Raw genomic sequence first — 12,597 nt, 5'->3', positions numbered from 1 at the left:
GCGGGCATCGCTATTTGACGCTCACATTTCTGAAGCCACACCAAGAAGCAGGAACATGCGCAGCGAAATCGAGAATATTGTCGACGAAATCAAGCAGGCCATAAGCCTGCTGAGGAGGCATCTTTGACTGGGACCAGGCGATAAGACGACTGGACTGGTTGAACAACAAGGCGGAAGACCCGTCGCTGTGGAACGATGCCGCCGAGGCGCAGAAACTGATGCGCGAGCGCCAGCAGCTCGACGACAGCATCGGTAACCTGCGCCGCTTCGAGCAGCAGCTCAACGACAACATCGAGCTGATCGAGCTCGGTGAAGAGGAAGGCGATGCGGCAATCGTCTCCGAGGCCGAGGAAGCGCTCCGGCAGCTGCGCCACGAGGCTGCGAAGAAGCAGGTCGAGGCCATGCTTTCGGGCGAGGCGGACCAGAACGACACCTATCTCGAAGTCCATTCGGGCGCCGGCGGCACCGAAAGCCAGGACTGGGCCAACATGCTGCTGCGCATGTACTCGCGCTGGGCGGAGCGTCAGGGCTACAAGGTGGAGCTCATGGAAATCCAGGACGGGGAAGAGGCCGGCATCAAGTCCGCCACGCTTCTCGTCAAGGGCCACAACGCCTATGGCTGGCTGAAGACGGAATCGGGCGTCCATCGTCTCGTCCGCATCTCGCCCTATGACAGCAATGCCCGAAGGCACACCTCGTTTTCGTCCATCTGGGTCTATCCGGTCGTCGACGATTCGATCCAGATCGACATCAACGAAGGCGATTGCCGCATCGATACCTATCGTTCCTCGGGCGCCGGCGGCCAGCACGTCAACACCACTGATTCGGCGGTGCGCATCACCCATATGCCGAGCGGCATCGTCGTGCAGTGCCAGCAGGAGCGTTCGCAGCACAAGAACCGCGCCAAGGCCTGGGACATGCTGCGCGCACGGCTTTACGAGGCCGAGCTCAAGAAGCGCGAGGATGCGGCCAATGCCGAAGCCGCTTCGAAGACCGATATCGGCTGGGGTCACCAGATCCGCTCCTATGTCCTGCAGCCCTACCAGCTGGTGAAGGACTTGAGGACCGGCGTCGAAAGCACGAGCCCCGGCGATGTGCTGGACGGCGAGCTCAACGAGTTCATGGAGGCGGCGCTTGCCCACCGCGTCAGCGGCGGGGCGGATGCGGTCGTCGACGACCTGAACTGATCTTTCCTGAGAGACAAGCGCGATCAACGGCCGGGCTCCCCGGCCGTTCTCTTTTGGAGGTCAGTTCGTCGCGCGCTCGATCTTGATGTCGCCGATTTCGTCGATCAGCACCGTCCAGGATTCGGCTTCTGTGGCGGAAGGTTCGGTCTTCAGGAAGACCGTCGCGTGCATTCCGGGCTGCCGGGTGATGCCAGTCGAGGTTTCGGGCCGGATATCGGTGACGAAAGCCTTCATCGCGGTGAATTCCTCAAGTTCCGCGGAAGAGACCACTTCGGGACCGGCCGGCGTCGAGGCGACCTGCTGGAGGTGGATCCGTGCGGTACCGTCCGTCTGCCGAACGGCAATCAGCTTGTAATAGCCACGCTGTGCGGCCGAGGACCCTGGCGCGCTGCCGGCCGGATCGGCGGACGGCGCCGCGCCTTCCGCGTTCTCCCAATAGCCGGTGCTCGTCACGAAAGTGATGTTCGAGGGAACGATGTCACCTTCCTGCGCCCGGAGAGCGCCGGCGGACAAAACCAGGCAAAGCGCGATCAACAGGGGCTTGTGCATCGTGAGGCTCCATCGTGAATGTCGGGTCGTCATCGCCGCATGCAGCGTGATGACAATCGCCTCTGCAGCATATATCGGTCTGCAACGTGTGATTTCAATTGGAGAATTGTTCGGCCAGGATGCGGTCGGACCAGGAATGGTCCGGATCGGACAGGATGCGGGCCGTCAGCTTTTCCGATTCGGCGATGCGCACCTGGACGACCGACTTGACCTCCTGGTGGTCAGCGACCGCGTTGACCGGGCGCTTGTCGGCCTCGAGAATCTCGATCTCGACCGTAACGCGATTCGGAAGCAGCGCGCCGCGCCAGCGCCGCGGCCGGAAAGGGCTGACCGGGGTGAGGGCGAGGAGAGGGGCCTCCAGAGGCAGGATCGGACCGTGCGCGGAAAGGTTGTATGCGGTCGAGCCGGCTGGTGTCGCGAGCAGCAGTCCGTCGCAGGTCAGTTCATCGAGCCGCACCTTGCCGTCGACGATGACCTTGAGCTTCGCGGCCTGATAGGACTGCCGGAAAAGGTAGACCTCGTTGATTGCGAGCGCGGTGAATGCATTGCCATTGACGTCGACCGTGCGCATCTCCAGTGGGTGGAACGCGTTGTCGACGGCGCTGGCGATGCGCTCGCGCAGGTTCTTGGTGCTGTAACGGTTCATCAGGAAACCGACCGAGCCGCGATTCATGCCGTAGACGCGCTTGCCGCTGTTCATCGTCTTGTGGAGCGTGTGCAGCATGAAGCCGTCGCCGCCGAGCGCGACGATCACGTCGGCCTCGTCCGGATCATGGTCCCCGTATATCGCCTTGAGTTCCTTTGCCGCCTTTTGCGCCTCTTCGGCCGTGGAGGCGATGAAGGCGAGTGTGCTGAACTGGCTCATGCATTCAGTCCGTTGTCGTTGCGGGCAGCGGGCGATCGACGCCATGCCCATTTTTCTGGCACGACCCTGCGGCGAGTGCACCCGAAATTTTCAGGGGAGCCGCATTTTTCCTTTACACGGAGTCAGAATATGGTAACTCCCGTGATCGAAACGTGCCCTTATAGCTCAGTTGGTAGAGCGGCTGATTTGTAATCAGTAGGTCGGGAGTTCGAGTCTCTCTGGGGGCACCAAATACTTCAATCACTTAGCTCCTCCCAATTCTGCCGAAACCTCGCCGGGGTAACATTTGGGGTAACAAGAGCGCTTGCTAGGCGCTTGTCTGGTCGCCCCGTTACCCCGTGACCTTACTGGTGCCTTGGGAATCATCAAACGAAAAAACCCGCCCCCATTAGCGGAGCGGGCTCACGTCGCGGGCTTCGGCGTATCTTAGCTCATGCGTCTGCCTTGAGCTTCTTGAGCGTTTCCAGTTGGGCAGCATAGCCCGCGGCTTCCGCGGCATAGGCTGAGAGGCTGTCGTGACAGTCCACCGAGTACTTCAATAAGAGCCAAGCGCGGGCCTCCATAGCTCTGGGGTTTGATGGGTCTGCGGTCTTCGCGACATTTACGGCGGCGCCAGCGAAGTCGATCAACGCATCTATCAGGCCTTCAACCTCGTCTCCGGCGCCGTTGTAGTCCTCGCCTTCGAAGAAGCGTGGCTGGTTGACGATGCCTGAGAGGGTGCGGCGAGCAAGCATGACGGCGTCATACAGGCTATCAAGCGCAAACATCGAAAGCTTGGAAAGGCGCTGTTCGGGGTTGGCGAAGGGGTTCATCGTGTTCTCAGTCATGCGCGTGCCTCCGCGTGATGCAGGACGGAACGGGCAAGACGCGTTCCCCAATCCTCGTTTTCCAAAGTGGAGAAGACCATCAAGGCGTCCGCCGCGGAGGCGACCGAAATTGCCTGCGCCTTAATGAGGACGCCGGTCATGGAATATTCCGGTTCGGCAAGGATACGCTTCACAACAGCTGTGAAGGTGTCTCGGGCCTCATCGAGCCGAGCCTTTGCTTGTTCAATCCCAGACTGGGAGCGCGCGCGGGCGCATTCGGCCTCATATTCGCGAGCCACAGCCACGCGCTCGTAATCGTCGTCCAAAGACTGCTCCAGTTCCTGACGCGTCAGCCCGCGATACTTCTTCTGCCGATCGAATGTTTTTCCCCTCAGCACCCGCTCTGCGGCTTTGATTTCGTAAACGATGTCCTTCACCGTCATGACGCAGAAGGGGTCCTTTTCTCCTGTCCTGACGAGAGGGCCACCATCAATCGTGACCTCCTGTGCGTAACGATCCCAAGGGCGACGGTAGAGCAGCGCTTGGCTGGAGGCATCACATAAGCGTGCCGGGCGCTCGTAGCACCTATTGGCATTACAAATATTAACGTGATTGCAATGCGTTAACGAATTTCAGCCTTAAGATGAAAAAATGCATTTGATCTAGTGAGCAATTCCATTGTAGCGCATGAAAAAAAGGGAACTGCAATAATGGCATATTTGGAAGATTTGCCCGACAGTTGTCCTCCCCGGGAGGCCATCGATGAATCATTTGGTCCCGCCTATCGAATGTTGCCGGCTGCAGTTCCAATTCTTGAGCACTTTCATTCGCATCGGAAGCTCGGGAGACAGAAGCCGCACGATGTTACGGAGTGCAGATTTGCCTCATGTTCTCTCTTCATGTCCCTAGAGAAAACAAAGCGCATCGCGAGAATGCCCAAAATGAGATCGAAGGTCACACATATTGGGGTCCTCAATGTTCCTCAGGGGTCTGGCTCATGGCTTGAAAATGATAGGGAGCACGTCGACTTCTGGATGTATGACGGTTTCGACCCCACCGGTCACATCGCCGAGGTTATTGAGCTATGAGTGGCCCGAAGCGACGGAAAGCAAAATACAAGGCAACTCTGATATACGCTGACGAGCCTCAGCTGCTTTTGCTTACCGCTCAAAGTGTGAATGTCATCGCAGTAGCGATCCCTGATGCAGACGAGACAAAGTCCATGTTCCTTGCGGCAACAGCCACACGCAAGGACTGGCAATCATATATGGATGGCGCGGTCGATCTGAGGTATCTCTTCACCTATCCAAAGTCGCGTTTGGCCTACACCTTTGACCTCAATAAGATGAGTTCAGGCGAAGTGATGTTGGCGCCATTCACAGATGCACTCCCAGAGGAGTATCTTCCCGAATCCAGGATGTTCTCCAGCCACCATACAGAGGATCTGCCGGTTGAACCGACCGCTGTCGGGGCCGAGACTCTGTACGTTGACGGAGAATGGGACATGCCTGAATTCGGTGCTTTCTATCAGCGCTATTCGGATGTCTATTCATTTATCGCGGCGACGCGAAATTGGGCTAACGCTCAAGTGGATGCCCAGTCCCGTCAGCGAATTCAGAATACCTTCCGAACCAAACCGTTCGAGGGAGGTTTCAGCTATGTGCATTTTTTCCAAGAACTTGTGGAAAAAGTGCTCAGAACCCAAAGGCTTGGACTAGAGAGAATTTCGTACGCTTCACCTGGTTCCGTCGTTATTAGCGGCGAAGACGAATTATTCTCTGATATGAACGAAATAATTCCGAACTTCCTGGATAACCGAAGGGATCTGTCGAAGCTCTACAGCAGTCTATATAAGTATTTGTCCGAAAATCACTACCTGAAAATGTCCGGGACTGCATTTGCGACGGCCCCAGCAGGGGAAGATTACATCTTTTTGCAGGCAGAGCAACTCACAGAGATGATGGGTTCTCTAAACTTCGAAACAGTTAAAGCTTTGACCGGAGGAAACGCCTTGGTCACTGCAAAAATTATACTCGCATTCTATCGACGTCTGGAGGAAGCTTCTGCATACTTCGCTCAAGGCCGCGTTAACTTCACCGATCTACAATAACAACTCAGAACAAAAAAGGCCGGGCTAACCCGACCTTCCTGCAGCCATTGCCAGTACATCCGTGGTCAACAGCGAGAGGGAAATGAGCCGGCTGTCTTAGTAGGCCTATTAACAGTCGCACCGATCTTCGGCAGAGAGCTCGAACCGTCCCGCTTTTTGTTCATCAATTCAGTCGAGATTACATCTCAAAGGGATCATTAGCATTTCTTACGTCGGGATTTGCCTGAAAGGGATCCTTTGGCGCGTTCGGGGTGTTTTTGTTCGCGATAGCATCATTGACAGCTTTCTGACAATTAAGCATCTCATCAACTGCGCGAGCTGACCCACTCAATCGAAGGGCCGCTACTTGGCGGCCATTGAAGGTCGCTCGCATCGCTAGCTTTCTGGTGAATTCGTTGGCGAAGTTGGTGTCGGTCGTAGAAACGACCAAGTAATTCGCGCCGCTAAAATTCAACGCCCTTGCGGTGGCATTCCACACGGGATTGCCGTCGAACTGTATCTGGAGGGGATAGTCCTTTCCTGGTTCAAGAGACGCCCAATTCTTGTTTCCTAAAGCTAGGTAGATGCCCTTTGTTTCTCGGAAGTCGAAACCCAGACGTAGGATGGTGCCATCTTCATAGCCGGTGGTGACGAAACAGCCATTTCCCATGGTCGAATCCATGAGAATGCTCCAGCCATTGATATCTCGCCAAGGAACCGTTTCCTGGGCGCATACTGGCGACGCGACAAATAGACCACCCAGTAAAAGCGCCGTTGCTCGCTTCATGGCCTTCCCCCTCCGGTTGAGAAGTTTACGATAGGCCAACTCAAGAAAAAGGCAATCTAGCCAAACGGCTACGTCGCGCGACCGCTGCTTGCGTATGTCGCGTATGGCTGAAATCGACCGGGACAGGAGCCGTTTGACGTCGAACGAACTCAGGCTCTCCGCTTCGTTCGCGGCTCTGACTAGCTCAGTGATGAACTGGGTGGTGAGGCTCATTGTAGCGTTTGCCACCCGAAACTACTTCTTCTTTCGTGCGGCTTGCTCTCTCTTCATCTGCTCCCTGGGTTGCAGAAGTTCCGCGGTGTCGCGCCCGACAGACGGAGCCTTTTTCTTCTTCGAAGAATTTTCTAAACGCCTGAGGAGCTGTTCAGTATCGTATCCGGTGCAGCGTGAAACCGCTTCGCGTTCTGAGACTAATCCTAGCTGTTTGGGAACTGGCTTTGCCGCTTCCAAGATGGTCTCTACGTCGGACGGAAGAAGGAACATGGCCTTCCCAATGATACGGCACGCGCCGAGCGTTCTAGCTCTCTCCCGCAACGTGCGTTCGGACACGTGAATGCCAAGTGCCTGCAGTTTAGCAACTGCAGCGGCCGGGGTTATTGCTCCATCAAGAGCGGAATTTCCTTCTACAGACATGGATACTTATCTCTGTGTGCGCGCTGGTCACGCATTGCCTTCGCTCCCGCTTTAGTCAGCCAGATCTGGTTGGGGTGACCATGGCGGTCGGTTTCCGAACTGGCCTCGACAAAGCCGCGCTCTTCCAATTTCTTTTGCGTGTGGGAGCCATAATCCTTTAGCGCGTACCAATCTATCCGGACCTCGGTGCCGTGCGCCATCAGGTAGTCCATCGCCCTCCGCTCTCTCCAGTTTAGCGGCGGCTGGATTGGCTCTGGCGGGATGTCTTCCCACGGGATGTCCCAAGCGGAATCTCGCTGTGGCGCTGGCGCTTTTCCTCGAGCTTCACGAGCACGTTCTCGATCTCTCCACGCCTGCCATTCGGCCAATGACGTGAATTCTTCCGGGTTCTTGTCCACCGCTTCCCGCGGCGCGGCTGAGTTTGGATGCAGCCGGATCGTATATCCTTCCGCCTCGACCTCTATGGTTATGTTGTTCCGCTTGGCGACAGCAGCCAGGCGATTGAGATCAGCCTGTTTAATCGGCGCACGCTTCGTCATTCGCCCTCAATGCTATTGTTCAATTCGACTGTGACCGCCCAACGAATGTCAATGAGCGGGTACACGAGCTTTCCTCCTCGGCCCCGGAAGTACCGGATAGCTCCCGAATTCCGCCACTTCGTCAGGATCTGCGCGCTGAGCCAATCATAGCGCTCCAAGAGGACCTCGTGTTCTATCATCTCGTCGATTGTGAAAGGCTCCTTGGGTGTCACCGTCACGGCTCTCACTCGGCAACTTCCGTACCATAGGCCGCCTTTTCACGGCCGGTCAGCTTCGCAACCTTTTCAGCCCAGGCCGTCAAGGCCGCTCGCTTCTCCTCAGCGTAGTCGTACCTATTATAGACTGCGGCAACCCCTTTGATTGAGCCCGATCGGTGGTTAAGAACCGCCTCCACGATGTGAACTGGAACGCTTAGCCCCGCCATGCCGCTCGCAGCGGTCCGCCGTAGGTCGTGATATGTCCACGGCTCAAGAGATAAGCTTTCTGGGTTTTCGCCTCGCTCGGCGGCTTCCTTTCTTGCAAGAGCAAGCATTTCCGCGTCGAGATGGGTCTTCGCTTTAGAGAAGCCAGAGATAGGCGTTTTGCCCGTCGTGGTGAAAAGGTAGATGGGCTTTGCATCCTCGTCCTCAGCCGGCTTGACCTTCGGAAGCGCCCGGATGATTTCCAGCGCAGAGGCGGTAAGCGGGACGAAATGCTCTTTTCGGTTCTTCGCCCTGTCGGCAGAGATAACCCATAGCTGATTATTCCCCTCAAGCTCCATTTCATCCCACATAGCGTCGGAGACTTCTGTTCGCCTCTGAGCAGTCAGCAGCAGCAGTTGCACGACAGGCCCGAACGGGTATCCGAGCTTCTCGGACGCAAGCCATAGGAAGCGGATTTCCTCATCCGTCAAAACACGGTCGCGCGTCTTCTCTTCTGATGGTGCTTTGATCGATACGACGGGCGAGGCGTCCACTATGTCGCGCTCCATGGCCCACGCAAAAAACTTGCTCAGCAGCGCCCGCACCCTGTTCGCCATGATAGGCGAGCCGCGATCAACGATTTCATCAAGCAGTCTGAGCACGTCGCGCTTTGTCACGGTCTTGACAAGCTTCTGCTTCCATTTTGGCTTCAGATTCCTTTCGATGATCCTCTTGGTTTCCCTCACGTAAGACGGCCGGTTCTTTACGGCCACATGGCGAGTTACGAACTCGTCGAGCAGCGCCGGCATCAGATCCATGTGCGCCGGCCGCTTAGTCTCCTGCTCTGCCTGCTCTGTGGCAGGGTCCCTGCCTTCCGAGACCATCCGCAACGCGTTGCGAGCCTTTTCACGGGCGTCGCCAAGGCTGATTGCCGGAAATCCCCCCAACGTCATCTTCCGTGGCTTGCCCGCATGGCGGTACCGAACCGCCCAACTCTTCGCGCCGGTCGGCTGCACCACCAAGTAAAGGCCCTGCAAGCCGCCGTCTGGAATCTCTTTCCTCGACGCGTCGGCTTTTATGGCTTCGATCGATTTTACTGTGAATGGCTTTGCTGCTGGCATCCGGGGTAACTTTGGGGTAACAAAAAACGGCGAATGGTGACGGATGCAGATGAAAGCATGTGAATGGTGAAAAGCCTAGAGAGTCAGGCGGTTGAAGCTCAATTTAGCTGTGGACTGAATCACTCTGAACGGTCGCGAAATGTCACTTTCGCTGATTTGTAATCAGTAGGTCGGGAGTTCGAGTCTCTCTGGGGGCACCATTCTTCCAACTATTTGTTCGGAATTTTCCGGGTCAAGCTCGTCGCGGCTCGCATTCTCCTATCGACAAGCCCACAGATTGCGCGGGCGACCAACACCAAGTCCATGTGCAACGAAGAGGCCCGCTTGGGGGCTTCACATCTTCAGATCGTGTGCCCGCTCGAGGTCACGCGGGTGGCGGCTGGCTGCGTCCCGTCAAATGTCGAATGACTGCGCCGGTTTCGGGTCTACCTCGCGGCAGCGGGCGATCGCCTTGATCAGGTTCTCGGCGAGGTAGTCGATCAGCGCGCGCGTCGCCGGCAGCATGCCTTGGCGCGAAGGGAAGACCAGGTGGACCACGACATTGCCGGACGACCATTCGGGGAGCACCGGAACGAGCACGCCGGTGCGGAAGGCGCGCTCGCAGATGTGGTCCGGCAGCAGCGCAATCCCGATGCCTTCGATCGCCGCACGCTCCAGAATGACAAAATCGCTGCAGCCGATCACAGGCCGATGCGCAATGTCGATCGTGCCCCCTTCCGCATGGACGAGGCGCCAGACGTCGCTCGGGTGCTGCTCGTTCATCGAGAGCGTCGGCAATTCGGAGAGATTGGATGTCGTGACCTCTCCGAGCCGGGCAAGAAGCGTCGGGCTTGCGGCGAGCCTCTGACGCACCTCGCCAAACTTGCGCACGATGAGCTGACTGTCGGTATCAAGTTGGTCCCGCACCCGCAGCGCTAGGTCGTATCGTTCTTCAATCAGGTCGATGCGCCGGTTTGTCGAGGTGATCAGCAGCCGAACGCCGGGATAACGGCGGTGAAAGCCGGGTAGAATGTCTGCAAGCATCGGCGCGAAACCGATCGGGCAGCCGAGCCGCACGACGCCGGTCGGCTCGGCGCGAACAGCGGCAATCTCGGCCTCCGCCGCGGCGACGCCATCCAGAAGGCCCTGGGCATGCTCGTAGAACACGCGCCCGATTTCCGTCACGCGCAGCTTGCGAGTCGAGCGTTCGAGAAGGCGCACACCCAACTGGTCTTCCAGCCGGGCCACATGCTTGCTGAGCTTGGACTTGGGAAGATTGAGATCGCGCGCGGCGGCGCTGAAGCCGTTGTTCTTTACGACGGCGGCGAAGAGCACAATATCGTTCAGGTCCTGCATGCTAGCCTCCACTGGAGCGAGCGAAAAGCGCAGCGCTCCCATGCCGCTCCCGGAATCGATCGTGGCCGGATTGGCCTCATCCCGACCCTATCAATTGTTTCCCTCAGGAAACGGAATGTCAATTATTCGCCGTCTTATCCCGTGATTGTTTTCAAATCATATGTTGTGCACCGCAACTCGAAACAAAGGTGCCTCCCATGAACGTCCTCCATATCGACTCCGGCATTCTCGGAGACCATTCGGTTTCCCGTCGCCTGACGGCGGCGCTCGTCACGCAGATCAAGGCCGATCGGCCCGATGCGAAGGTCACCTATCGCGACCTCGTCTCCGAGCGGCTGCCGCATCTGACCGGCGCACAGATCATGGCGCCCGCCGACCTCAACGGCGTCGATCCGGCTCTGGCCTCGGATATCCGCGTCGGCCGCCAGATGCTCGAGGAGTTTCTTGCCGCCGACACGATCGTCGTCGGCGCGCCGATGTACAACTTCTCGATCCCGAGCCAGCTGAAAGCCTGGATCGATCGCCTGGCCGTCGCCGGCAAGACCTTCCGCTACACCGAAGCCGGCCCGGAGGGTCTCGCCAAGGGCAAGCGGGTCATCGTCGCCTCCACGCGCGGCGGACATTACTCCGCCGGCCCGGCCTCGGCCATGGACCACCAGGAAAGCTATCTGCGCACCATCTTCGGATTCTTCGGAATCACCGACGTCGAATTCGTCCGTGCCGAAGGCCTGAACCTCGGCGCCGACCAGAAGCAGTTCGCCATTGCCGAAGCTGAAAAGACGATCGCTGAAGGCAACGTTCTGCGGCTCGCAAGCTGAGGATCAATTCGGCCGGCGCCGGAGCAACCCGCTCCCACAAAAAGTGCCGGTTCGTTGCGGAAGGATGCCGGCTGCGCGAGCAGTCGGCATTCTTCGTTTCTGGTCGGCCTGGATTTGCGCTATTCTGGGGCAATGAAAAGCCCGGTTGGTCTGCGCGTTCTGGCGTTGTCGCTGGCGGCTATCGCCATGGTCGCCGAGAGTGCGGCCGCGTCCCCGCCGGACCGGCGCTGCACCTGTCGCAATCGCGACGGGACGAAATACGAACTGGGCCAGATCGCCTGTATCCGGGTCGGTGGCGTCTCCTACATGGCGCGCTGCGAGATGAACCTCAACGTCACGACCTGGAAGAAGGTGCGTGACGGCTGTCCAACGGCTCACGTGAACTCGAGTACCGTTCCGGCGCTTTGATCTGGCTCAGCCGCCTCAACCCTTGAGGTGCTGCCTTGCTGCGTACATGGCAATCGCGGCGGCGTTAGAGACATTGAGCGACTTGATGGCGCCCGGCATGTCGAGCCGCGCCAGCGCCGCGACGGTCTGCCGTGTCTTTTGCCGCAGCCCTTTGCCCTCTGACCCGAGCACCAGGGCGATCTTCTCGCCCGAGAAGGTGTCCTCCAGTGGATGCGGACCCTCCGAATCAAGGCCGATCGTCTGAAAGCCGAGCTTGTGCAGCTCCTCGATCGTGTCGGCAAGATTGGTGATCTGTATATAAGGAATGAGCTCCAGTGCTCCCGATGCCGACTTGGCCAGCACGCCCGATTCGGTCGGGCTGTGGCGCATCGTGGTAATCAGCGCCCCGGCCTCGAATGCGACCGCCGAGCGCATGATGGCGCCGACATTGTGCGGATCGGTCACCTGGTCGAGCAGCAGGATCAATGGGCAATCGCTGAGCGCCTCGAGTTTCCGGTGCGGCAGTGGCCGCGTCTCCAGCATCACCCCCTGGTGGATGGCATCCGGCCCGAGGACCCGGTCGAGATCCTGTGGCGTGACGGTTTCGACCGGGAAAGGGAGAGCCGAAAACTCGCCGAGTTCCAGCCGCGCGGCCGCATTCTGCGTCACGCTGAGGCGGATGATTTTGCGGTCCGGATTGTCGAGCGCGGCGCGGACCGTATGCAGGCCATAAAGAAGCACCTCATCGGGCGCGAGCGCCGGCGGCTTCCAGTCGGCTGGCAGGTTCCGGCGCTTGTCCGGGCGGGGTGTCGGAATCTCGCCACGCTCGCGGCGGGCGTCGCGATGGGCGCGCCGGAGAGTGGCGTAGTGGCTGTCTCTGGCGCTCTTGTCGCCGCTCTTGTCCTTGCTCATGCGCACCTTATAGTGAGGTTCGTCCGGTCTTGGAAATGGTTTCGGAAAGCAGCCGCCGCCGGTGCCTGTGGAGAATTTCTGAAATTTTCCGTTTCGCTCTGTTGACAGGAGGAATGGGGGCGGTCATATACCCGGCGCAGATCGAGAGGCGGCACGAAAACGGCGCCG

The 12,597-nt window shown here is 58.4% G+C and carries 14 protein-coding genes and 1 tRNA gene; 5 read left to right on the top strand and 10 right to left on the bottom strand.

What is annotated here, in order from left to right:
• The first annotated feature begins 55 nt into the window (after positions 1-55).
• Positions 56-1,187 (top strand): peptide chain release factor 2 gene (gene prfB, locus AU381_RS05220; RefSeq protein ID WP_156528550.1). Its coding sequence is split into 2 segments (ribosomal slippage): positions 56-124 and positions 126-1,187, totalling 1,131 coding nucleotides; the frame shifts between segments, so codons are not numbered across the junction.
• A 60-nt stretch (positions 1,188-1,247) separates the two neighbouring features.
• Here prfB and AU381_RS05215 read toward each other — a convergent pair.
• Positions 1,248-1,736: a hypothetical protein gene (locus tag AU381_RS05215; RefSeq protein ID WP_064240723.1), complete on the bottom strand. Its 489-nt coding sequence runs from the start codon at positions 1,734-1,736 to the stop codon at positions 1,248-1,250.
• 94 nt (positions 1,737-1,830) lie between these two features.
• On the bottom strand, positions 1,831-2,601 hold the full coding sequence (locus AU381_RS05210; RefSeq protein ID WP_064240722.1) for an NAD kinase: 771 nt from the start codon (positions 2,599-2,601) through the stop codon (positions 1,831-1,833).
• Between the two features lie 154 nt (positions 2,602-2,755).
• On the opposite strand from AU381_RS05210, the gene AU381_RS05205 reads away from it, so the two are divergent.
• Positions 2,756-2,831, top strand: a tRNA-Thr gene (locus tag AU381_RS05205).
• A gap of 201 nt (positions 2,832-3,032) precedes the next feature.
• On the opposite strand, the gene AU381_RS05200 is transcribed toward AU381_RS05205, so the two are convergent.
• On the bottom strand, positions 3,033-3,428 hold the full coding sequence (locus tag AU381_RS05200; RefSeq protein ID WP_064240721.1) for a hypothetical protein: 396 nt from the start codon (positions 3,426-3,428) through the stop codon (positions 3,033-3,035).
• The gene (locus AU381_RS05195; protein WP_244520026.1) at positions 3,425-3,850 is read right to left on the bottom strand and encodes a hypothetical protein; all 426 of its coding nucleotides are present in this window, start codon (positions 3,848-3,850) and stop codon (positions 3,425-3,427) included. The genes AU381_RS05200 and AU381_RS05195 overlap by 4 nt, the downstream gene beginning before the upstream one ends.
• Positions 3,851-4,491: 641 nt before the next feature.
• Between AU381_RS05195 and AU381_RS05185 the strand changes: the two genes are divergently transcribed.
• Positions 4,492-5,517 carry a hypothetical protein gene (locus AU381_RS05185; protein ID WP_064240719.1) on the top strand — a complete coding sequence of 342 codons (1,026 nt, stop codon included), beginning with the start codon at positions 4,492-4,494 and terminating at the stop codon, positions 5,515-5,517.
• Between the two features lie 178 nt (positions 5,518-5,695).
• Here the strand turns inward: AU381_RS05185 and AU381_RS05180 are convergent, their stop codons facing one another.
• The 5 genes from AU381_RS05180 to AU381_RS05155 all read right to left on the bottom strand — a co-directional run bounded on the left by AU381_RS05180 (position 5,696) and on the right by AU381_RS05155 (position 10,312).
• Positions 5,696-6,496 carry a hypothetical protein gene (locus AU381_RS05180; protein ID WP_244520051.1) on the bottom strand — a complete coding sequence of 267 codons (801 nt, stop codon included), beginning with the start codon at positions 6,494-6,496 and terminating at the stop codon, positions 5,696-5,698.
• 21 nt (positions 6,497-6,517) lie between these two features.
• Positions 6,518-6,916, bottom strand: coding sequence for a hypothetical protein (locus AU381_RS29515; protein ID WP_156528549.1), 399 nt, complete (start codon positions 6,914-6,916; stop codon positions 6,518-6,520).
• Positions 6,907-7,455 (bottom strand): hypothetical protein, encoded by a 549-nt coding sequence (locus AU381_RS05170; protein ID WP_064240717.1) that lies wholly within the window; start codon positions 7,453-7,455, stop codon positions 6,907-6,909. Before AU381_RS05170 ends, AU381_RS29515 begins: the two co-directional genes overlap by 10 nt.
• Before the next feature lie 223 nt (positions 7,456-7,678).
• The gene (locus tag AU381_RS05160) at positions 7,679-8,977 is read right to left on the bottom strand and encodes a tyrosine-type recombinase/integrase (protein WP_064240716.1); all 1,299 of its coding nucleotides are present in this window, start codon (positions 8,975-8,977) and stop codon (positions 7,679-7,681) included.
• A gap of 393 nt (positions 8,978-9,370) precedes the next feature.
• Complete coding sequence (locus AU381_RS05155; RefSeq protein WP_064240715.1) at positions 9,371-10,312, bottom strand: LysR family transcriptional regulator; 942 nt, start codon at positions 10,310-10,312, stop codon at positions 9,371-9,373.
• A 197-nt stretch (positions 10,313-10,509) separates the two neighbouring features.
• Between AU381_RS05155 and AU381_RS05150 the strand changes: the two genes are divergently transcribed.
• Complete coding sequence (locus AU381_RS05150; protein WP_064240714.1) at positions 10,510-11,130, top strand: FMN-dependent NADH-azoreductase; 621 nt, start codon at positions 10,510-10,512, stop codon at positions 11,128-11,130.
• A 132-nt stretch (positions 11,131-11,262) separates the two neighbouring features.
• Positions 11,263-11,538, top strand: a complete 276-nt coding sequence (locus tag AU381_RS05145) for a hypothetical protein (RefSeq protein ID WP_064241816.1) — start codon at positions 11,263-11,265, stop codon at positions 11,536-11,538.
• 15 nt (positions 11,539-11,553) lie between these two features.
• Here AU381_RS05145 and AU381_RS05140 read toward each other — a convergent pair whose 3' ends face one another.
• Positions 11,554-12,429, bottom strand: a complete 876-nt coding sequence (locus AU381_RS05140) for a TrmH family RNA methyltransferase (RefSeq protein WP_064240713.1) — start codon at positions 12,427-12,429, stop codon at positions 11,554-11,556.
• Between the last annotated feature and the right edge of the window lie 168 nt (positions 12,430-12,597).

The sequence above is a fragment of the Sinorhizobium glycinis genome, assembly GCF_001651865.1.
GTDB lineage: Bacteria > Pseudomonadota > Alphaproteobacteria > Rhizobiales > Rhizobiaceae > Sinorhizobium > Sinorhizobium glycinis.
This window is presented reverse-complemented; position numbering and strand designations above follow the sequence as displayed.

Coding starts and splice junctions, on each gene's coding strand:
- AU381_RS05170 (WP_064240717.1), bottom strand. CDS start 7,455: ATGACGAAGCGTGCGCCGATTAAACAGGCTGATCTCAATCGCCTGGCT.
- AU381_RS05155 (WP_064240715.1), bottom strand. CDS start 10,312: ATGCAGGACCTGAACGATATTGTGCTCTTCGCCGCCGTCGTAAAGAAC.
- AU381_RS05215 (WP_064240723.1), bottom strand. CDS start 1,736: ATGCACAAGCCCCTGTTGATCGCGCTTTGCCTGGTTTTGTCCGCCGGC.
- AU381_RS05180 (WP_244520051.1), bottom strand. CDS start 6,496: ATGAGCCTCACCACCCAGTTCATCACTGAGCTAGTCAGAGCCGCGAAC.
- AU381_RS29515 (WP_156528549.1), bottom strand. CDS start 6,916: ATGTCTGTAGAAGGAAATTCCGCTCTTGATGGAGCAATAACCCCGGCC.
- AU381_RS05200 (WP_064240721.1), bottom strand. CDS start 3,428: ATGACTGAGAACACGATGAACCCCTTCGCCAACCCCGAACAGCGCCTT.
- AU381_RS05145 (WP_064241816.1), top strand. CDS start 11,263: ATGAAAAGCCCGGTTGGTCTGCGCGTTCTGGCGTTGTCGCTGGCGGCT.
- AU381_RS05210 (WP_064240722.1), bottom strand. CDS start 2,601: ATGAGCCAGTTCAGCACACTCGCCTTCATCGCCTCCACGGCCGAAGAG.
- AU381_RS05140 (WP_064240713.1), bottom strand. CDS start 12,429: ATGAGCAAGGACAAGAGCGGCGACAAGAGCGCCAGAGACAGCCACTAC.
- AU381_RS05150 (WP_064240714.1), top strand. CDS start 10,510: ATGAACGTCCTCCATATCGACTCCGGCATTCTCGGAGACCATTCGGTT.
- AU381_RS05160 (WP_064240716.1), bottom strand. CDS start 8,977: ATGCCAGCAGCAAAGCCATTCACAGTAAAATCGATCGAAGCCATAAAA.
- AU381_RS05185 (WP_064240719.1), top strand. CDS start 4,492: ATGAGTGGCCCGAAGCGACGGAAAGCAAAATACAAGGCAACTCTGATA.
- AU381_RS05195 (WP_244520026.1), bottom strand. CDS start 3,850: ATGACGGTGAAGGACATCGTTTACGAAATCAAAGCCGCAGAGCGGGTG.